This window comes from Microbacterium sp. F51-2R, from assembly GCF_052180235.1.
Taxonomy (GTDB): domain Bacteria; phylum Actinomycetota; class Actinomycetes; order Actinomycetales; family Microbacteriaceae; genus Microbacterium.
Genome location: NZ_CP197470.1, coordinates 1,014,809 through 1,038,700, shown reverse-complemented (window position 1 = coordinate 1,038,700; position 23,892 = coordinate 1,014,809). Strand labels below are relative to the sequence as shown.

Below are 23,892 nucleotides of genomic sequence, written 5' to 3'. Positions count from 1 at the left end.
CACCGAGCTTCCGACGCAGCTGAACACCGGCGACTACGTGCGGGTCGTCAACGGCTCCAACACGGTGCTGTACCGCTACCGTGGGCCCCCGATCGCGAGCTCCTCCGGCATCGACATATCCGCCTCCGCCATCGCGGCCCACCCCGAGCTGTGGGGCCGCGTCTACACCACCGACGATCGCCCGCCCGTCCTGAACACCGGAGACGCCGTCGTCATCGGCTCGGGCCCACGCACCGGCGACATCTACGAGTACACCGGCCCCACGCTCTCCTCGGGCCTGGTCTACAGCTACGACACCGACGCCACCGTCGCCTCGCTCACCAGCGGCACCGTCATCCGGCGCCTGGGCGACGACGCCCTCTTCCGCTACGTCGGGGCCACCCGCACCGCCGTCGACCTCGGTGACGAGGACTACAGCGACACCGCACTCTGGCAGCGGGTGCCGGTCGGCGGCAGCTACTACGACTACCGCTCGGACGACACCGCCGCGCACGGCATGTTCGCGGGAACCCGCGTGCTGCGCGAAAGCGACCGCCGCGTGTACCGCTACGTCGGCGCCGACATCACCTGCGCCGCCGACGCGAGCTGCCCGGTCGACCTCAGCGGCCAGGACTACGACGACACCGACTTCTGGGTCGTCGTGCCGGACGGCGTCGAGCTGTCGCGCCTGGACTACTCCGACCGCTCGCTGTGGAGGCAGGTCGATCTGACGCCGCACACCGCGTCGACCGAGGCCGTGATCAGCGGCGCCGCCGTCTTCTCAGCGGGCGCGATCGCCGTCACCGCGGCCTCGTCGCAGCGCATCGACGCGCTCGTCATCGCCGGCGCGGTCGCGATCGCCGGCGGCGGAGACGCGGCCATCGGCCTGAGCGGAGCCGGCGTCTACACCGAGAACCGCATCGCCGCCGCGACCCGGGCCGCCATCGACGGCCTCACCCCGACCGCGCCGAAGACGATCCGGGGCACGTCGCTCACGGTGACCGCCGAGGACACGTCCTCGATCCGGGCGATCGCCGCCGCCGCCTCCATCGCCGCGGGGCTGGGCGGCACGGCCGGCATCGCGGTCTCGATCGGGCTCTCGATCGCCTTCAACTCCATCGACGCCGACACCACCGCGAGCGTCGACTCCGCGGCCGTCACGACGACGTCGGGCGGTGTGATCGTCGGCGCCAAGACGCTCGGCTCCGACCTGTTCGTCCTCACCGGCGTCAGCGGCACGAGCCTCGACGACGCCGCGACCGGGCAGGCCGACGACGAGGCCACCGTCGGTACCGACGAGGAAGAGGTGGATGCCGCAGCCGACGCCGCGGCGATCGCGGCGATCGAGCAGCAGTTCGCGGCGAGCGGCCACACGCTCACCGCTGCCGCGCACAGCACCGCCGACCCGGTGCGCACGGTCATGCGCTCCCTCGACGGCGAGGTCGAAACGATCACGCGTGGCGACACGGTGCTCGTGACCGGCGAGCACGAGGCCGGCGGCACGGTGGGCACCGTCTACGTCTACACGGGCGCCTCCGACCTCACCGGCGTCGACCTGTCGACCATCGACTTCAGCGGCCCGGGCTGGAGCACCGGCAACTGGGTGCTCGTCAAGGAGGGCGAGACCGTGCGCGACCTGCGTCCGGGCTCGGCCACGTACGGCCTCGCGTATCGCTGGACCGGCGCCGACAGCCTGCTGTGGCTCGGCGACCCCTCGCGCAGCTTCACGACCGGGTCGTGGGAGTACGTCCCCGCCACGGTGAGCATCGTCCAGAGCGGACAGGCCTGGCAGCTCACGAGCGGCAACGACGTCTATCTGATCCGCAAGGTCACCGACTCTGCCGGCACGCGGTACGTGATCTCCCGCCCGACGATCGACGCGGTCGCCGTGGCGGCATCCCTCGCCGTCGCGCTGGCCGGAACCGGTGCCGTGGCCATCGCCGGCGCCGGGGTGTACGCGCGCAACGACGTCACCGGGTCCACCGCCGCGACCATCTCGAACAGCTCGGTGCACTCCGCCGGTGCGATCGAGGTCACCGCCGAATCGACCGCCCGCGTCACGGCGACGATCGTCTCGATCGCCGCGTCGTTCGCGGTCGGCGGCGAGATCGGCATCGGCGTCGCGATCGGCATCGGCATCGCCGAGAACCGCATCGGCGGCTACACGGGCGCGACGCGCGCACCGCTGGCGATCGTCGCCGCACTGCGAAACACCTCGACCGACGCCACCGGCGCCCTCACCGTGCGGGCGACGTCGAGCCAGCAGATCACCGCACTGGTCATCGCGGCGGCGGCCGCCGTCGCCGGCGGGTCGTCGGTCGGCGTCGCGGTCGCCGGCGCCGGGGCCGTCTCGATCAACACGATCGTCGCCGACGTGGCCGCCACGATCGACGGCGTGGCGCCCACCGGGCACACGCTGCGCGGCCTGCACGCCGCCACCGTCTCGGTGACCGCGACCGACGACTCGCGCATCCGCGCCCTCACCCTGGGCGCCGCGCTCGCCGCCGGGTTCGGCATCGCCGGGTACGCGCTCTCGATCGGCGTCTCGATCGCGATGAACACCATCGACAACGCCGTCACCGCTGCCCTCCGCAGCGTGACAGGCACCTCCGACGCCCTCACCACCGGCAGCCTGACCGTCGGCGCGACCAGTTCTTCCTCGATCGACTCGCTCGCCGTCGCCGCATCCCTCGCGGTCGGCGGCGGGCTGGCCGGCATCGCCGTGAGCGGGGCGGGCGCGGTCGCGACCAACGTGATCCTCACCCACACGGTCGCCACGATCCAGGACAGCACCGTCACCACGACGGCGGTGACGAACGGCCCCGACGGGCACGTGCAGGTCACCGCGAACGACTCGTCGTCGATCGCCGCGACGGTGGCCGCGGCATCCGCCGCCGCTTCGGGCGGGGTCGTCGGCGTCAGCGCCTCGATCGGCCTGACGATCGCCCGCAACTTCATCGGCTACCGCCTGGACGGTCTCGACGCGGTCTCGGCGCCCGTCGTCGTCTCGGCGACCATCGACCGTTCGACGGTGACGGCGGACGGCGACGTCCTCGTGAGCGCGACGAGCGAGGGCTCGATCGACGCGCTGATCCTCGCGATCTCCGTCGCGATCGCGGGCGGGGCGGTCGGCGCGGCGCTCACCGGTGCCGGGGCGTCGGCCGAGAACCGCATCCAGTCCTTCGTCCACGCGCTCGTGACCGGCGATCCCGCACATCGCGACCGGTCGGGCCTCACCGGCCACACGATCCAGGTCAGCGCGACGGATGCCTCGCACATCCGCGCGGTCGTGGCCGCGGCATCCGTCGCACTCGCCGCCGGAATCGTCGCCGGGACGATCTCGATCGCGGTGGCGCTGGCGCGCAACGAGGTCGCGAACGACGTGGTCGCCGCCATCACCGACGTGGGGCTCGTGGATGCCGTCTCCCTGAGCGTCTCGGCGGCCACGAGCGGCGGGCTGCCGGTCCCGGTCGTCTCGGCGAACCTCGGCACGACGCTCACGAGCGCCGCGGAGCAGATCGCGCACATCGACGGCGACCTCGACGGCGACGGTCACTCGGACGTCCCGAGCGGCAGCACGGCCGGCACCATCTACGTCCCGACCCGCAGCGCGATCAAGACGGCGCTGCCGACCCTGAACCTGTCGGATCTGCTGTCGGTGAGCGTCATCGTGGAGGGCACGCGCTGGCTGCTGCGCGACCTCGCCGACGGCCGCGCCTGGATCATCACCAAGACCGCCACCGGCTACGACCTGGCGCGTCCCACGATCGACGCCGTCACCGTCGCCGCCTCCGTCGCGTTCTCGGGCGGCGTCGTCGGACTGGCCGTGAGCGGAGCCGGGGCTCTCGCCACCAACATCGTCACGTCGCGCACCATCGCCCACATCGACGACACCACCGTCACCGCCGACGGCGCCGTCGGAGTCACCGCGCGGTCCGACGCCGGCATTCTCTCCACTGTCGTGGGCGCCTCGCTCGCCATCGGCGTCGGCCTGGCGGGTGGCGCGATCTCGGTGGGCGTGGCGATCTCGCGCAACCTCATCGGCTTCACCGACGGCGACGGCGGGGCGGTGGACCACCTCACGACCGACACGCTGTCGGGGGCGGGCGCCGTCATCGCCGGCGACACCGTCCGGGTGGTCGGCGGATCGCTCGACGGTCGCGTGTACCAGTACGTCGGCGCGACACCGCTGAGCTCGTGGACGCACCTGAACGACGACGGTGACGAGGTCTGGACCGACTTCACCGACGAGGATCTGTGGCGCGCCGTGATCACGCGCACCGCCTCTCGCGTCTCGGCCTACCTCTCGGGCGCGGTCGTCACGGCGGGTGGTGCGCTCACCGTCGAGGCGAATGCCGCACAGACCATCACCAGCCTCGTGATCGCGGCATCGGCCGCCGTCGCGGGCGGGGTCATCGGTCTCGGCGGGGCGGGAGCCGGAGCGAGCAGCGAGAACCGCATCGCGGTCGACGTGCTCGCCTCGATCACCCGGTCGACGGCTGCCGCACCGCTCGCGGCGCTCCCGACGGTGACCGGCGCGGTCGTGACCGTGCGGGCCCAGGACACCTCGAGCATCGTGGCGAACGTCGGCGCGATCGCCGTCGCCGTGGCGGTGGGGCTGTTCGCCGGAGCGGCCGCCATCGCCGTCGCCCTCGCCGGGAACGTGATCGACTCGACGATCGCCGCGACGGTCGACGGCGTCGACCTGCACGGGACGAGCCTCGAAGTGAAGGCCACCGAGTCCGCGACGATCGAGGCGGTCACGATCGGCGCGGCGCTGGCGGCGGGGGTCGGTGCGGCCAGCATGACGATCGCGGGAGCGGGTGCGCTCGCCGAGAACCGCATCATCGGCACCGTGCGGGCCTCGATCGCCGACACCGTCCTCACGATCGACGCGGCCGTCCTGGTGCGGGCCGAGAACACCGCAAGCATCCGGGCGACGATCGCGGCCATCGCCGGAAGCGTGTCGGGCGGCCTCATCTCGGGCGCGCTCGCGATCGGCGCCGCGATCGCCCGCAACTACACCGGCGTCGGCGACGACCACAACGAGGTGCTCGCGTCGGTCACCGGCACGAGCGGCACCGTGGGCGGTGCGCTCACCGTCCGTGCCACCGACACGTCGACGATCGTGGCGCGCGTCCTCGCGGCATCCTTCGCGGCGGCCATCGGAATCGGGTACGCCTTCTCGGGAGCCGGGGCCGGCGCATCGAGCACGAACGTCATCGCGACCCGCGTGCACGCGTGGATCGACGCCGCGACCGCCGCCGGAACTGTGGCGGCGCTGCTGACGGCAGGATCGGTGACCGTCGAGGCCCTCAGCACCACGTCGATCTCGACGGTGGTCGCCGCCGTCGGCATCGCGTTCAGCCTCGCGCCGACGGGCGTCGCGGTCACCGTGGTCGAGGCGCTCGCGTCGAACACGATCGCGAACGACACCCAGTCCTGGATCGCCGACACGACGAGCGGACTGACCACGACCTCCGGCGCGGTCTCGGTCACCGCGACCACGCAGTCGCCGGCGGTGCTGACGGCGACCGGGCAGTCCGCGACGCTCGGAACCGCGCTGGACGCCGGCGCGTCGGCGGGACTCAGCGCGCTGCGGACGCAATTCACCGCGGTCGGTGTGACCCTGTCGGCGAACGCGCTCCTGAAGATCACGACGGTGCAGGCCGGGTCGATCTGGCACCTGGTCGACCTCGGCAGCGGACTGGGCTACCTGGTGCGCCTGACTGGTACGACGCTGACCGTCACACGCGCGACCATCAGCGCACTGTCGATGGGCGTGGGCGTCGCAGGCGGCCTCGCCGGCCTCAGCTTCGCGGGCACCGCCGCGCTGAACAGCGTGACCACCACGACGAAGGCGTACACGTCGCTCGGCACCATCACCTCCGCCGCGGGCGTGACGGTGGAGGCGAGCGACACCGCCTCGATCCTCGCGAACCTGCCCACCTTCTCGATCAGCGGCGGCCTCGGCGTCGCGGCGGGCGCCACCTCGTACACGCAGAACACGATCGGCTCGATCGTGCTCGCGCAGCTGGACAGTACCGTCGGCGCGGGGGGCGACGTGCGCGTGACCGCCGCGAGTTCCGAGATCTCGCACGCCAGCACGCTCGCGATCGCGATCGGCGCGGGGATCGGCGTCGCCGTCGCGAAGGTCGACGCCACCACCACGGTCGCCGGATCGACGACGGCGCGCATCGGCGGCAACGGCAAGGTCACCGCCACGGGCCGTGCGGTCCTCGTGCGCGCGACCACGGCGCCCCTGGCCAGTGCACGGCTCGCCGGTGGCAGCGGCACGATCGGCGTCGCGATCACCACGATCTCGGGCACCGCGACCGTCGCAGACGCCGTCCTGGCCGAGATCGCCGACGGCGCGAGCGTGAACGCGGATTCGCTCGGGGTGTGGATCGGCGAGGACACCGTCGCGGTGCGTCGCTCTGCGACCGCTGTCGTCGACGGGGGTGCCGGCGGCATCGTCGCCGACGCGAGCCTCCACGCGACGGCATCCATCGTCGGGTCCGCCACCGCGCGCATCGGTGCGGCGACCATCACGACCGGCCACCAGACCGTCGTGCGCGCCAACGTGACGCAGGCCGCGACCGCGACCGCGACGAACGCATCGGGCGGCTTGATCACCGTCGACGGCGTCTACGCCGACGCCGGCATCGGCACGGCCGCGGCGGCGCTGCCGACGACCGCTCTCGTGGAGGCCGGCGCGACCCTCACGGTCGGCGGCCTCACCGTCCAGGCCGACGCCGTCTCCACGGCGCTCGGCACTCTGGACAGCTCCGGCGGCGGGGCGATCACGGTGTCGACCGGGTCGACGACGCAGACGGTCAACTCCGCCGTGAGCGCCCGCATCGGACCCCCGGCGGGGTCACCGGCACCGGTCTCGCCCACCACGATCACCAGCACCGGCGACGTCGTGGTGAAGGCGATGAACGGGCAGACCGCCACGGCCACCGCCGACCGGGCGGGCGGCGGCGCCATCTCGGTGAGCGCCATGAACGCCACGACGACGGTCACCGGTCGCGCCGACGCCTTCGTCGGCCGCGGCGTGCACCTGAGCGCCAGCGGGCTGACCGTGCACGGCGAGCTCACCGGCGCGGCCGCCTCGTCGAGCATGATCTTCAGCACCGGCGGCGGCGTCAACGTCGCGGCGCCCTCGGTGACGGCGACCGCCACCCCGACCGTCACCAGCGGCATCGGTGAGGACGCCGTCATCACCACCACCGCCGGAGTGGGCGGCAGCGGCGGCGACGTCAGCGTCGAAGCGATCGGCCGGGGCGAGGTGGATGCCACGGGTGAGGCGTACGGCGGTGGCGTGGTGAGCATCGGCACGCCGCATGCCACGGCGAGCGTCCGGCCCACCGTGGCGGTGTCGATCGGAACCGGGACCACGATCGGCGCCGACGGCGCCGTCAGGGTGACCGCCGCCCTCACGACCACGCCGATCCAGACGCCGCCGAGCGACGTGATCACGGATGTCGACACGTCCGACACGCCATCGGGTGCGGTCGACACCACCAACACCGTCACGGTGGCCTTCCCCGTGCGCGACGGCGCCGTCGTCACCTATTCGACGAACGGGGCCGAGATCGGCGGCCTCGACGCCTGCACGGCGACCGAGTGCCGTCCGTACAACGTCGCGGTCGTCGCGCCCGGCCGGATCGCATTCCAGAGCGCCTTCGCGCTGTCGTCGGTGGACGCGGCATCCGACATCATCACCTTCGACACCCCGCACAACTTCCGCTCCGGCGACGCGGTGTACTACCGCCCCAACGGAGCGCTGGACATCGTTCAGCCGTGGCAGACGGCGGCCGGCTGCACGAGCCAGTGCGTGACCCCCGGTCAGGTGCTGTACGTGCGCGGCGTCCTGCTCGGCACCTCCCTCACGGGCGATGTGAACGACCCGACGCAGATCGACCCGCTGCGCATCCGCCTCGCGACCAGCTACGCGGCGGCGACGGCGTCCGAGAGCCTCCTGCTCCACGGCTTCACCGCGCTGTCGGGAAGCTATCTGACCATCGGCGGAGTGACCTTCGCGCCCGGCGACGTCGTCACCTACCGCACCGGTGCCTCGTCGAAGTTCTCGACCGGCGACGTGGACGTCAACATCGGCAGCTACGACTACTGCGGCCGCCTCGACGACCCGCAGACGATGCCGCAGGTCAGCTGCCCGTCCGGAGGCGGAACCCCGACCGTCGTGCACGTCGACGGAAACGACAACATCTACCTGCAGAACCACGGGTTCCAGACCGGCGACGCCGTGATCTACCACGGCACGGGCCTCAGCCTCACCGACGGCACCACCTATTACGTCATCCGGGTCGACCAGAACCAGATCCGCCTCGCCGACAGTTACGACCACGCCAAGGGGTACGCCGGAACGGACAACGGAACACCCGGCGGCTCCGACGACATCGACGCGATCGCTGTGCAGTGGCTCCCGATCACCCGCCGCGCGTCGACGGGCGCCGGTGACAACCCCGACGCCGACCTGCACTCGCTCGCCCGGGTGCTCACCGGCCTCGAGGACGGCCGGGCCTACTACGTCGTGGACAGCGACCCGTCCACCGGCAGCACGTTCGGCCTCGCCCTCACGCGCGGCGGCACGGCGATCGCGATCACGAACACCGAGACGGTGACGCGTCACCGGCACGACGGCACGGCGGTCACAGTCACCGTCACCACCCGCGGCGCCCTCAGCTCGCACTATGTCGGCCACCTCGGCATCGACCTGCGCTCGGCGGCCACCGGCGTCGGTCAGCTGCGCATCGACCTCACCTCCGAGCCGGCCGCCGGAACCGAGCTGCACCTGCTGGCCCCCGGCGGGCAGCCGCTCGCGCAGGCGTACCCGACCGCGGGCGACGGCGTCTCGACGGCTCTCGCGCAGGGCGGCACGGGCGGCCTGGGCGACTTCACGTTCCCCTCGGCCGTCCTCACGGGAACCTCGAGCGTCACCGTGCGAGTGGATGCGGCATCCGTCACCGCCGGGCGCACGATCGCGATCACGGCGGACGGTCGCTCGAACCAGTCGGCGTACGCCGACACCACGGGCGGCGGCGGCCTGTCGGTGGGCACGGCGCACGCCGAGGCCCGGATGGGTCAGGGCGCAACCCCCGTGGTGACCTCGGTCACGATCGGCGGGCAGACGCACCTGACCGCGGGCGACGACCTGGTCGTGACCGCCACGTCCGACCACTCGGTGTTCGCGACCGCCAAGTCCGACGGCGGCGGCGGCATCGCCGGCAAGATCGCCGAGTCCACGGCACGCCTGACCTTCTCGACCACCGTCACGGTGCAGGCGGGCGCCGTCCTCACCTCCAGCGACGCGCTGATCGTGCAGGCGCGGTCGGCGACCACCGTCATCACCGCGTCGCTGACGCGCTCGATCGCGGTGGGTGCGGGCGCCGACTCCGACCACTCGTACGGCGACAAGGGTGCGTACATCTCGGGCACCACGAGCGTGACGATCGGGAACGGCGCGCTGCTGACCGGCACGTCGGTGGCCGTGCGGGCGCTCGTCGATCGGCTCGTCGGCGAGGCTCACGCCTTCGCCCAGGCCTACAGCCCGATCTTCTTCGGCGTCGCGGTCGCCCTCGCCACGGCGAAGGTCGACATCGATTCGACGGCGGCGGTGGCGATCAACGGCGCGGACACCCGCATCACGGGCCTCCGCGGCGTCGACATCCGGGCGCGCCAGAGCGGCGTGCGGGTCGTCCGCGACGCGACAGCCATCGCGGTCGCGTTCATCCCGGTCCCGGTGGACGACACCTCGGGCGATACGGACCTCGTCTCGACGGTCGACACGGCCGCTCTCGCCGTCGTGACGGCGGGCGCGCGCGATGACACGCGCGCTGCCCAGACCGGGCTCGTCGACGGCCGGCTGCAGGGGATCGCCAAGACGTCGCCGGCGCTGGCCCTGTACGTCGAGGCGTACAACGACTACACGGGCGGGCTGGACACGAACACCGGCGCGACGACGTGGTACGCCGACGTCACGATCCTCGGCGGACGCAGCGGCGCCCCCGAGCTGGTGGTCGACGAGCACGGAACGATCCAGCTGCTGCGCAACATGACGGTGCGCGACGCGAACGGCAACGAGCTGTCCGAGGGCTCGCCGATCACGACGAACTCGTACAGCGTGCAGGTGACCAACGACGGCTACGGCGACGTCGCCTTCGTGTCGAGGTCGAACACCAACTGGACGACGGTCCCGGCGGGCAGCCGCTGGCCGGTCTTCACGTTCCGCGACAACCTCGAGAGCGTCCTGATCGTCGACCACTCCGGCAAGGAGCTGCACATCGCCGGCATCGATGTGATCTACCGGGGCACCGCCATCCCGCTGGTGGAGTTCATCCGCCGCAGCACGTCGGGCACCGTCGTGGCCGACGGCGTCACCACGATGCAGTTCGACCTGTGGCACAACCTCACGCCCGACGGCGCGGTCGTCGACATCCAGAAGATCCAGAACGACGGCACCACGGTGCGCTCCACCGCCGACGTCGTGCTGGACGGCTCGATCGTCAACCCGGCCGGCTGGACCCGGATGCTCAACACGGACGGCGACATCCGTTCCGGCAGCGACAGCGCGTGGGTCGAGACCTGGGTCGCCGACCTCGAGGCGACGCACGGCAGCATCGGGATGTCGGGGACGAGCCGGGTGCACGTGCGCCTGGTGCGCTCGCCGAACCGCGGCGACTTCCCCGGCGACACGTCGTACGGCATGCGCGAGGTGCGGATGTTCGTCACCGCGGGCGTGGACGTCTACCTCTTCGTGCAGGCCGTCGACCGCATCGCGTTCACCGCGGACGCCATCCCCACGACCCCGCTCGCGGTCGGCATCGACCAGGTGACGACCGGCCGCACCGCCGATCTCGTGCTCGATGACGCGTGGCGGCAGCTGGGCACCTCGAGCATCGCGGGCATCCGGGTGCGCGTCGACCAGGAGCCGCACGACCGCAGCGACTACACGCGGCACTTCCGCCCGAACGGCAGCCCGGCGATCCTGCGCGACCCGGCGGCGTACCTGTGCAGCGCCGACACCGCGTGCACGTCGGCGGTGAAGGCCGTGGCCGTCGATGCGACCTGGACGTTCGAGCGCACCGCCACCCTCGCCGCCCGCGCGCTCACCACCGAGCTCGAGACGGGCCTCGGGATGTTCGTCCTCGACCGCGCGCTCGCGGCATTCCCCACGGCCGGCACGCCGGGCATCACCGCCGGCACGGCGGCAGCGACCGGTGACATCATCGTCGCCGACGTGCAGGGCGACCAGAACTGGACCCCGAGCGGCACCGCGGGGCATGTGCCGCCGGTGACGACGGTCGTCGGGTTCACCGACGTCCTCGGTCTCGGCCACATCGACGTCAGCGTCCACGGCGATGTCACCCTCACCGAGACGGCCGGCGACCTGCGCGCCGGCATGATCCGCTCGCGCGCCGGCGACGTGCTGCTGACGGTGCGCCACGGCTCCCTGGTCGACGCGCCCCCCGGCGCCGACGCCGCCGCGACCACCGGCGACGCCGGCCCCGACGTCGTGGGTGGCAGCATCACGGTCTTCACCCCCGAGGGCGCGGTCGGTGCGACGGGCAACTTCGTCGAGATCGACTCGTCGAACCTCGACGGCGTCCTGCACAACGGCCTGGTCTTCGTCGACGCGCACCTCGGCGTCTACCTCACCGAGGTCGACGGGATCGCGGCATCCGTCGACGATCTGCGCATCGACACCATCTGGGCCCGCAACGGAGATGTCGCACTCACCACGCGCGCCGGCTCGATCATCGACGCGGGAGAGGATGCCGCGGCCGACGTCGTCGGAAACTCGATCGATCTGGACGCGAACGGCGGCGGACTCGGTACCGTGGCGCACGACCTCGACATCGACTCGGCGCATCAGGCGGCCGGCGACGTGGGCATGGAGGCCGACGCCGCCATCCGTGTCACCGAGACGCGAGGCACGCTCCGGCTCGTGCTCGCCGAGGCGTTCGGAGGCACGGTGGCGATCACCGTCCGCGAGACCGCCACGACGGTTCCCGACGCGGTTGCCGGCGGGCACGTCCTGCCCGGTGCATACACCGGCGTCCTCCTCCTCGACGGCGCGACCATCACGCGCGCAGGCGGGAGCTTCCTCACCGACGGGTTCGTCGCCGGCAGCGCCGTCCGCCTGTCCGGGACCCGCTGGGACGGCGACTACTCGATCGTCGCCGTGACCGCGACGACGCTCACTCTGTCGGCATCGCTCGACGTCACCGCGCTCACGGTCACGGGAGCGACCCTCGCCGCCCACGACACCCTCGATGAGGACCTCGCGATCCTCCACGACGGCGCCGTGTGGTTCGTCGAGGGCGCGCAGCGGAGCATCCCGCGCGGCCGGGTCGCGGCATCCGCATCCGTCCTGCTCCGCGTCGGCGACGACGTGTCGACGACGGCCAACTCGCTGATCCTGGCCGGCACGGGCATCGACATCTATGGCGACTGGTCCAACGGCGACGCGCACTGGGGCACGACGATGACCCTGCTCGGCGAGATCGTCGCCGGCGCGCCGGGCAACCCGACGAGCGTCAGCAGCGGCAGCTTCACCGACAGCGCCGTCGCGAACATCTGGGGCGACACCGACGTCGACCGGTTCGTGCTGGGCGACCCGTCGGGTCTGGCGGGTGGCACCGGCATCGACGACCCCGGCTTCATCCACCTCGGCAGCGATGTGCGCATCCACGGTGCCGCCGTCCTGCCGGCGACGGGATACCCGACGGCGGACGGCGAGGACGACTTCACCGTCTGGTACCTGCAGACCATGAACGTCGCGCTCGGCCACACGCTGGTGCTCGACGGCCAGGCGCAGACCGACACATATCGCGTGTACACCAGCGGCAGCCGCGGCAGCGCGCGGGACTACGTCGTGAACGTGCTCGACACCGGTGCTCCCGGCGACGGCGTCGACGAGCTGTCGGTCTACGGCGTGGACTCCGCGCAGCAGGACTACGACTCCAGCGGCACGCCGTACGTCACCGACGACCTGTTCCTGCTGCGCCGCGTCACCGGGATCGACGGGGAGGCTGCCGACCGCCCGGCGTTCGTCGCCCTGCTCCACGCGACGCTGGCGCAGGCCGCGCCGGCGACCACCGCGGCGACGCCGATCGTCTCCACGGGCGCGTTCGCGGTCGAGCGAATCGGCTACGACACCGCGATCAACGGCCGCCTCAACGTGTACGGGCTCGGCGGCAACGACTTCTTCGCCGTCGACGACAACTCGGCCATCACGACCCTCGACGGCGGCACGGGCATCGACACGTTCCAGATCGGGCAGATCTACGGCCTCAAGCGCGACGGCACCGAGGCCGGCGCGAATCCGGGGACCACCAACGGCGGCTCCGTCGCCTCGCACGACATCTTCGGCACCGTCGCCACGACGCGAGGCTGGCTGAGCGCGGGGGTGAGCCAGTCGCTGCTGGCACAGGGATCCGCGGGCGACGACGTGTTCGTCGTCTACTCCAACCACGCGCCGCTGCGGCTGGAGGGCGACGACGGCAACGACCAGTTCATCGTCCGGGCCTTCGCCCTGGCTCAGACCACGGGCGACTGCACCGACGTCAACAGCCTCACGTGCCAGATCGTGTGGCGCGATCAGGCCGCGCTCGTCGCGATGCCGCTGCTCGGTGCGAGCCTCTTCTCCACCGCAGCGACCACCGACGTGCGCACCGGCGCCGGGCAGAACCAGGTGCAGTACAACATCAACGCGCCGGTCTCGATCGACGGCGGCGCCGGCATCGACAAGGTGGTCGTGCTGGGCACCGAGTTCGCCGACCACATCGTCGTCACCGCCGCGGCCGTGTACGGCGCGGGTCTGGCCGTCGACTACGCGCACATCGAGATCCTCGAGATCGACGGGCTCGAAGGCGACGACATCTTCGACGTCCTGTCCACCGCACCGGGCGTGGCGACCCGCATCATCGGCGGCCTGGGCAGCGACGTCGTCAACGTCGCCGGCGACGTCACGGGCAGCGTCGTCTCGCGGGATGTCGAGGGCACATCGGGCAGCGTGAACCACGACGTGTCTTCGGGCGACGTGCTCTACGACGGGCTCGCCGTCCCCGGCGTCGACGTCACGGTCGCCCGGCCCGACCAGGGTCAGGTCGTCATCGAGGAGTCCGGCGGTTTCACCGACGTGCGCGAGGGGCAGGGCGCCGCGGGAGCGGACTCGTACCTCGTGTACCTCGCCGCTGCGCCCACTGCCAAGGTCTACGTCACCGTGTCGGCCGCGCACAGCTCGTCGGACGAGGCCGCCGCCGGCGGCGACACCGTGCTGCTGGCCCCCTCGGCGCTGCCGGTGGCGCAGACGGCGTTCGCACGCGACGTGTGGATCGACGGGCAGTGGATCCACGTCCCTGCCTACGCGATCCTCCTCGTCTTCACTCCCACCGCATGGGACAAGGCGCACGCGCAGACCGTCGCGGTGATGGCCGTGGACGACGACCTGCCCGAGGGCGACCGCGTCATCGTCGTCAGCCACTCCGTCATCAGTGACGACGCCGCGTTCGATCACGCGGTCGTGCGCAACGTCGAGGTGACGGTCCACGACGACGACCTGCCCGCGATCCAGGTCGTGCCGCAGGATGCCGCCGGCGCCGCCGATGAGAAGACGATCGTGATCGAGGGCACCACCACCACCGAGACGGCCGACCAGGTCCTGGTGCGTCTCGCCGACGACCCGCACGGCGAGGTCACCGTCACTATCACGGCGAGCGACGACCGGGTGTGGCTCTCGGGCCCGGCCGGATCGTTCGAGACCGTCGTCGCCCGCCAGCCGGGAGTCGCGGGCGTCTACCGCGTGAAGATCGCCGACGGCGACTGGGCGACCGGCGTCCTGGTCACCGTCCACGCCGTCGACGACTTCGTGCGGCAGGACCCGCACACCACCACGCTTCGCTTCGCGGTGATCTCGGGTCTCTACGCGGCGGCGGTCGCGGCATCCGTCGACGTCCTCGTCGTGGACGACGACACCCCCGGCCTGGTCGTCATCGAGTCCGGGGGCCGCACGCTGGTCGTGGCGGGCGACACGGCCGCAGGCCCCGGGCCGGGCGACTCGTACGACATCCGCCTGACGCAGCAGCCCACCGCCACGGTCACGGTCGCGATCGTCACCGACGGCCAGACCGACGTCGTCGCCGGCGGCGGCGTCGGCTACCAGGCGATCGGCGGGCAGCAGGCCTACCAGCAGTTCCGCGGCACGCTCGTGGTCTCGGGCCTCACGATCACCCGCGGCGGCGACTCCGCGCTCGGCAACTTCTCGGACGAGGGCTTCGCGCCCGGCCAGCGCATCCGGCTCGTGATCGGCGGCACCGCTCACGACTTCACGATCGCCGCGGTCTCTGGCCAGACGCTCACGCTCACCGCCGCGCCGGCGGCCGGCACGTACACCGACGCGGTCATCAGCCGCTACGTCAACCGGGGCGTCTACGACGGCAACGTGTCGTACGACGCGTCGACGGGCACCCTGCGCCGCACCGACGGCCGCAGCTGGCTGGACGACGGGTTCCTCGAGGGTCAGCTCATCACCATCGGCAGCGACCTCACGCGCTACAAGATCCAGCTGATCTCCAGCAGCGCCGGCGGTGTGCTCGACCAGATCCTGCTGACGGCCAAGGCGCAGCCGTCGACCACGTTCGCATCCACGCTGCTGCAGATCATGCAGTGGGCAGCCGTCGCCACCTTCACCACGGCGAACTGGTACCAGCCCATCACCGTGAACCTCGTCGCCGACCCGTGGTACCTGCTGCCGCCGGGCGCCGAGAACCTGCGGTCGTTCGCGAAGCGCCCGCACCTGCTCTCGGGCATCCGCGGCCCGCTCGCGATCGAGGGCGGCACCACCGCCGCCGACCGCTCGCTGCGCCCCGCGGTCATGCTGCCGGGGGAGACGAACGGACCGCTGTTCCAGGTGGCGCCGCAGCCGCCGGAGGCGCAGCAGGTCGACGTGCTCAACATCTACGCCGATTCCAGCCGTGAGGATCTGCAGGGCGTGCTGTCCTCGACCGCGCTCACCGGGCTCGGCATGAACGCGACGCCGCTGGACTTCACCGCACTGGTGGGCGCGGGCGGTGTCATGCCGTTCGGCGAGCCCGCCGTCTTCCCCGCCGGCATCAGCTACGGCGCGATCGTCCTCGGCGCCGACGGACGGTTCAGTCAGACCAGCGCCTACTCGACGATCGAGGTCGTGAACATCCTGCTCGGCGAGGGCAACGACCGGCTCGACATCACCGGCACGCTCGTGCCCGGTCCCGACCACAACGCCGACGGCACGCTCGGCAGTGTCGCAGTGCACGGCGGCATCACGACGGTCCACGGCGGCGGCAACTCGCGTATCGAGGTCACGGGAGGGTTCACCGCGACAGCGACGACCCTGACCCGCACGGACGGCGTCTCGTGGCTGAGCGCCGGCTTCACGGTCGGACAGACGCTGACGATCGGCGGCGTCGTCGTCGGGACCATCGTGAGCTTCGGCGGAGTGAACGGCTCCACCCTGACGATCACAGGCGGCACCTTCGGGGCGACGTCGTACAGCGCCGTCACCGTGGCGGCGCGCGACCCCAAGACCGGGCAGACCCGGATCGGCGGCGACACGATCGTCATCACCGGCGGCGCAGGGCCGGACTCGCCGCTGGTCGTGTACGGCGACACGTCTCAGGACGGCAAGTGGTACGGGGGCGACCCGCGCGTGCAGTCGTTCCTCGCCTTCGGCAGCAAGCCCTTCCCGAACGAGATCGGCAACGGCGACTCGCGCTTCATCTTCCCGGTCGCCAATCCCTACGCATTCGCCGGAAACGACGTGATCGACGCGAGCGCGCTGTTCGCAGGGCTCACCGACCAGCAGCTGCCCACGGTCGGCTTCACGGCCTATGGCGGTGCGGGCGACGACACCGTCATCGGCAGCCACGCGGCGGACTTCCTCGTCGGCGGCTCCGGCGACGACCTGATCCGCGGAGGCCGCGGCAGCGACCAGATCTACGGCGACAACGGCGTCAACGTCGACGTCATCACCCGCACCCTCACCATCCCGTGGCGCAATGCGAGCGTCTTCGCCGACCGCGACGGGCTCGACGCGGGCAACGACGTCCTCCACGGCGACGCGGTCGGATCGATCGCGGCCACCACGAACACGTACGACGACATCGTCTTCGGCGACTACGGGAATGTGATCCAGGATGTCGCGCAGGCCGTCGTGGGCGCGGCACCCGCCTACGGCTACCAGCGCCCGACGCAGCTCGAGAAGATCCAGACCGCCGGGCGGGTCCGCGAGATCGTGACCACCCGTGCGGAGGACGGCGGAGACGACGACATCACCGGCGACGGCGGCCGCGACCGGCTGTTCGGCGGCAACGGTGACGACCACCTCGACGGCAACGGCGAATCGGATGTCGTCTTCGGCGACAACGGCCGCATGGTGTACATCGACGGCGCCCAGAGCGTGACAATCCTCTGGCTCGTCGAGAGCATCGACGAGAAGCAGGGCGGGGTCGACACCATCACGACCGACCTCGGTGACGACATCGTGGCCGGTGGCGCGCAGGGCGACACGATCGACGCCGGCGACGGCCAGAACATCGTCTTCGGCGACCACGGACGTGTGACCGGCTCGCGGGATCCGGAGGCGGTCTTCAACCGGCCCATCCCGAGCACGCTCCCGCCGACCTATGCGCACGACGACTACCAGGTGCGGGTGCTGAACCTCGTCGAGGGCTACGTTCCGGCAGCCGGCGTCCTGGTGGCCGACCAGTTCGGCGGTGCCGACACCATCCGCACCGGCATCGGCCGCGACATGATCTTCGGCGGCGGCGCGGGCGACCGGATCATCGCCGACAACGGCCAGACGGCTGCGCGGCCCGACGGCAACAACATCGTGTTCGGCGACTACGGGTTCGTCGACTACCTCCTGCGCGGCGGCGCGATCGCGGACGACGCCCACGACATCGAGGTCGTCTCGAGCTTCCCGGCGTGGACCGACCTGGGCGGCAACGACATCATCGAGACCGGCGCCGCCAACGACATCGTGATCGCCGGTGCCGGCAACGACGTCATCACAGCGGGCCAGGGCAGCAACCTGGTGTTCGGCGACAACGCGCGGCTGTCCACGAACCCCGAGATGATCGACCTGCACGCCACCGTCTTCTCGGTCCACGAGTTCGTCATCTGCGTGATCGAGACCATCGGCTTCGAGAACGAGGACGGCGGCGGCGACACCATCTACGGCAGCGAGACCCGCGACATCCTGTTCGGCGGCGCCGGCAACGACGTGATCTACGGGTTCGGCGGCGACGACCTGATCTTCGGCGACCAGGGCCGCGTGTCCTGCACCAGCTCGCCGTACGACCCCGACGATCCGCGCAACGGCCTGTGCATCGAGCAGGGCGGCACGATCGACTTCCGCGCCACCAACACCACGACCGCGCACGGCGCGGGGGATGACCTGATCTACGCGGGCGACGGCAACGACATCGTCCTGGGCGAGCAGGGCGACGACTACCTCTTCGGCGGCAGCGGCGACGACATCCTCATCGGCGGCTCGAACGTCTCGGGCGCCCTCGACGGGAACGACGTCATCGACGGCGGCGCCGGCAACGACCTCATCGCCGGCGACAACGCGGACTGCTGCCGCCGGGCCGACACGCTCGACCCGCGCATGCAGGCGCTCATCGGCAGCACGATCTACGGCACCAGCATCCCGGCCGGCACCGACGGCCACGCCCAGGTCACCGGCGCCATGCAGCGCGACCCCGACGGCGGATCGCAGTACACGATCACGCTGCTCGACCACAGCGACTCCGTCGAGGCGACCCGGCCCGACCTGTGGGGCGACGACTACATCGCCGGCGGTGCGGGCGACGATGAGATCTTCGGCGAACTGGGTGCCGACGTCATTCAGGGCGACGGCTACGTCTACGCACTCGTGCTGGGAATGACCGGCTACACGGTCGACTCCGCCGGCATCCTGCTCGTGAACGGCGTGAGGATCACGGCGACGGATGCCTGGCCGTCGGTGCTCACGCGGGCGACCGGCGTCATCGGTGCCTGGCGCGACAACCCGAGCGACATGACGGTCGTGGACACCCTCGTGGTGCACCCCTCGGTCGAGGCGTCCACCGACGGCGATGACTACATCGAGGGCAACGGCGGCAACGACACGATCTTCGGCGACCTCGGTCAGGACGACATCGTCGGCGACTCCTCCGACCTGTACGGTCTCGGCGACAACCAGCGGATCACCCTCTCGTACCGTCTGCAGGGTGCGACCACGTTCTATCGCGACGCGTCGGGCAAGGTCGTCCAGTGGCGGGTCGTCGGGCTCTCGGCCGACGGCAAGACGCTCACGCTCGCGGGTGCCGCGGCGGGGCTCACTCCCGGACTCGTGAAGCTCACCGTCTACGGTGCCGGAATCGCCGAACCGCTCCAGGTGACGCTCGCCCTCGGCGCGGGCGGCACGATCACCCTGACCGCGGGTGTCGACTGGCGCACCGTCGGCTCCTTCTGCCTCGACGCGACATGCCGTCCGACGGGCGCCGACATGATCTTCGGCGGTGCGGGCACCGAGATCGCCCGCAACGACCCCGGCAAGGCGACCTACGGCAACGACGGCTCGATCATCACCGTGGCGACCGGTCACGCCCGCGACGCCGATGTCATCGCCGGCGACAACGCCCGCATCCTGCGACTGGTCGGCACGAACGGCGTCGACTCCGGGCGCTACCTGACCTTCGCCTACGACGACTACGCGGGCGGACTGCGGATCGTCGTCCGTGCCGTCGAGATGCTCGACTACACCTTCGGCGGCCCCGGCTACCGCCAGGCGCTCGCAGCGACCGATCGCGGCCACGGTGACGAGATCCACGGCGAGTCCGGCGACGACACCGTGTACGGCATGACCGGCAACGACGTCATCTACGGCGACGGACAGGACGACGACCTGATCGGCGGGTACGGCGACGACTGGATCTCCGGCGGCACCGGCGATGACGGCATCCTGGGCGACGACGGTCGCATCTCGACGAGCCGCAACTCCTCGACAGGCTGGACGGCCGCAGGCGCGGCCTGTACCGCCGACGGGACGACCTGCTACAGCGAGCCGCTGTACGGCATCCTCGCCCTCTTCCCGACCGATCCCGACACCCGCACGACGCAGGGCGACGTGCTGAACGAAGACATCTACACGCCCGGCCACGTGCAGGAAGAGATCATCAACGTCGCAGGCGTCCTCAACAAGACGGTCAACCTCACCCCCTTCTTCGCCGACCCCAACGACCTCGATCCGCTGTACCGCCCGGCCGGCGGCTACGACGACATCCTGTTCGGCGGTCTCGGCAACGACGCGATCCACGGAGGGGTCGGAGACGACGCCATGACCGGAGCGGAGGCTCTCGTCGCCGGCTACGCCCCGAACTATGTCGAGCAGTGCGCGGGCGGACTTTCGATCGACTGCACCGCCGTGCGCAGCGGACTCGTGCGGATCGACTTCGGCCACCCGAACAACCCCGGTGACATCCTGCGCTACAACCCGGACGACATCGACGGGTGGCACTACGACCGCACCCGCCGGGCCGGGGAGTTCGACCTCTACGACGAGTACGAGCCGCGCCGCGCGATCCTCTTCGATGCCACGGGATCGGTCTGGACGTGCACGTCGTACACCCCGAGCGGTCACACCTGCACCGGCAGCACCGACATCGCCCAGTACCCGTACGCGTGGTTCCTCAACAACCCCACGACGGAGGGCGTCACGAGCATCGGCTGCATTTCGTTCGCCAACAACGGCACGTGCCTGACGACCGGGCCCGCGAAGAGCGACGGCGCAGATGTGCTGTTCGGCGATCTGGGCAACGACTGGATCGTGGGCGGCACCGGACACGACACGCTCTGGGGCGGCTGGGGCAACGACCTGCTGCAGGCCGACGACGACCTGCATTCCGGATGCCTCGCCTCCACGCCGAACGGCACCTGCACGCTGACGGGCGACACGTGGCTGAACGACACTCCCGACACCCACCCCGCATACGAGGATCGCGCCTTCGGCGGCGCCGGCCGCGACATCCTCATCGGCAACACCGGCGGCGACCGCCTCATCGACTGGACCGGCGAGTTCAACAGCTACATCGTGCCTTTCGCACCGTTCGGCATCGCCACCGTGAGCCGCCAGGTGCCGCCGGCGCTGTTCGAGTTCCTCTACGCGCTCTCGGCCGCACAGGGCGCTGACGCGACGCGCGCCTTCGACTGGAACGCCGACTATGCGGTCCGCAACGGCGAGCCGTACGGCGAGATCGGCCTCATCGTCCAGCAGGACCACGGCCTATGGCAGGACCAGAGCGGCGCCCCGGCCGACCCGCAGGCCGGCAACATCCCGGGCGGCAAGCGCGATGTGCTGCGCAGCGCGTCGTTCGATGACGGCAGGCTCGCCGCCGTCGCGATCGACAGCGGCGTGTGGGAGGTCTCGGGCGGCGCGCTCTCGGTCTCGGCCGCCTCGCTCGGCGCGGACGCCGCGGCCGTGTTCGTCGTCGACGACACGCTTCCGGTGTACTACGAGATCGGCGCCTCGGTGAAGGTGACCAAGCCGACCGCGGGCTGGAAGGCCAACGCCTACCTCATCTTCGACTACTACTCGCCGACGGACTTCAAGTTCGCCGGGCTCGACCAGTCCTCGAACAAGATCGTCATGGGCCACCGCACCGCCGCGGGGTGGATCGTCGACGTGCAGGCTGCCGTGGGCAACATCGTCGCGGGTCAGTACTACTCCCTGCTCGTCTCGGTGAACGGCATCTTCGTGACGGTGTCGCTCAACGGGCAGGCCAAGCTCACCTATCAGTTCCCGGCGCGCTGGGTGAACGGATCGGCACGGGGTCTCAACACGGGACTGGTCGGCGTCGGCTCCGACAACTCGCGCGGGGTGTTCGACAGCTTCGTCGTGCAGAGCGTGCCGCCGCAGACGGCGTTCGAGACGACGGAGGACTTCGGCGACGGCGTCGCGAACGGCTATGTGCCGTCGGACGCTGCATCCTGGTCGGTCCTCGGCGGCGCACTGAGCGGAACCGCCGCCGCGGGCATCGCGACGAACCTCCTCGATCTCCCGGCTCGCGCCGTGGGTGGTCTCACGACGACGATCGAGTCGACCGTCACCCTCGCCGCCGGCGCGTCGGGCGGGTACCTCATCGACGGGTACGAGGCCGGCGACCACAAGATGGTCCGGCTCGACCAGGCCAAGGGCACGGTCGTCCTGGGCCACCGCATCCACGGGAAGACGGTCGTCGATGCGACGTTCACCGCATCGCTCGCGGCGGGCATCGCCCATCGCCTGATCGTGACCCTCTTCGGTGCGACCGTCACCGTCTCGCTCGACGGCGTGACGCTCGGCTCGTACGCGTACAACGGCGCCGTCGCCGACGGCGGGATCGGGCTGCTGGCGTGGGCGGGGACGACCTCGTTCGACGATGTCACGGTCCGGTACGGCGTGCCCCTCACTTTCAGCCCCGACCCCGTGCCGCCCACGCTGACGGTGCCGCCCGCGATCACTCGCACGACGACCGACGGCGCCGACGCCGTGTACATCAGCGACGCAAGCATCGGCACCGCGACGGCGACCGACAATGTCGCCGGGGTGACCGTGACTCGTTCGGGAGTGCCGGCCGGCAACCTCTTCGCGGTCGGCGTCACGACGATCACCTGGACGGCCACCGACGCCTTCGGCAACACCACCGTGGGCACCCAGCTCGTCACGGTTCTGCCGTCGCTCCCGACCGTCTCGGTGACGGCGACCGACGCGACCGGCGCCGAGAAGGGATCCGACCCCGTCGTCTTCACGGTGTCGCGGACCGGCTCGGCGGCGGCGGCCCTCGCGATCCAGATGAGCTTCGGCGGCACGGCGTCGGCGTCGGATTACACGATCTCGGTGTCCGGAGGTTCGTACAGCGGCGGCGTGCTCACGATCGCCTCGGGTGCTTCGGCCGCCGTCGTCACCCTGCGCCCCGTCGACGACACGGCCGCGGAGTCGTCCGAATCGGTGACGCTCTCGATCCTCGCCGGAACGGCGTACAACCGCGGCACGGCGATCTCGGCGACGGGCACGATCGCCGACGACGACACGGTGACCCCGCCGCCGCCCACGACGCCCGTCGTGAGCCTCGTCGTGACGGATCCCTACGGCGCCGAGAACCCGCTCGACCCGATCGTGTTCGTGATCACGCGCACCGGCCGCACCGACACCGCCATCACGATCCAGCTGTCATGGTTCGGAACGGCCACCTTCGGGGCGGGCAAGGACTACACCGTGTCGGCCACCGGCGGCACGCTCAACAACAAGCAGACCGCGATCACCCTCGCCGCGGGCGTCACCTCGGCCACGATCGTCGTGACGCCGGTGCGCGACTCGAAGTCGGAGGCGCCCGAAACGGTCACCCTCTCGCTCGGCACGGGCAGCGGATACGCGCTCTCGGGGCCGACGAGCGCGACCGCCACGATCACCGACGCACCCACCGCCACTCCGGCCGGACTCGTCGGCACGCTCTCGACGGGCACGTTCGCCTCGGAGGCCGGCGTGGTCTCGGCTGCTGGCGTGGTCTCGGCGGCCGGTGTGGTCTCGGAGGGGCCCGCGGGGACCCCGGCGATCTCGACCGAGCCCACGACGCTCGCGCTCATCGCCGCGGCGGAGCTCGCCGCCCTCGGCTCGGCCGCTCCGCCTGCTCCTGCCGACCCTCGCGCGCCGTCCCCGCGCCCGGCGTCGCCGGCCGTCGTCCCCGCGCCGCTGCGCGCTCGCCGTCCCGCCCCCCGCTGACCGCCGTCGCCTCCCGGTAGTCAGCCGCCGCCGATACCCGGTGGGCAGGTCGCCGTCCCTGTACCCAATTCAGGACGAGAGCGGCTGGAATCCCCGTTCAGGGC

Annotated in this window: 1 protein-coding gene (running past one end of the window); it reads left to right on the top strand. The window is 71.4% G+C overall.

Annotated elements, in window-relative coordinates; genetic code table 11:
* Positions 1-23,788, top strand: the 3' portion of a protein-coding gene (locus ACSBPH_RS04735; RefSeq protein ID WP_442576447.1) for an HYR domain-containing protein. It extends 11,534 nt beyond the left edge of the window; only the last 23,788 of its 35,322 coding nucleotides appear in the window; its start codon lies off the left edge, out of view; the stop codon is at positions 23,786-23,788.
* Positions 23,789-23,892: the final 104 nt, after the last annotated feature.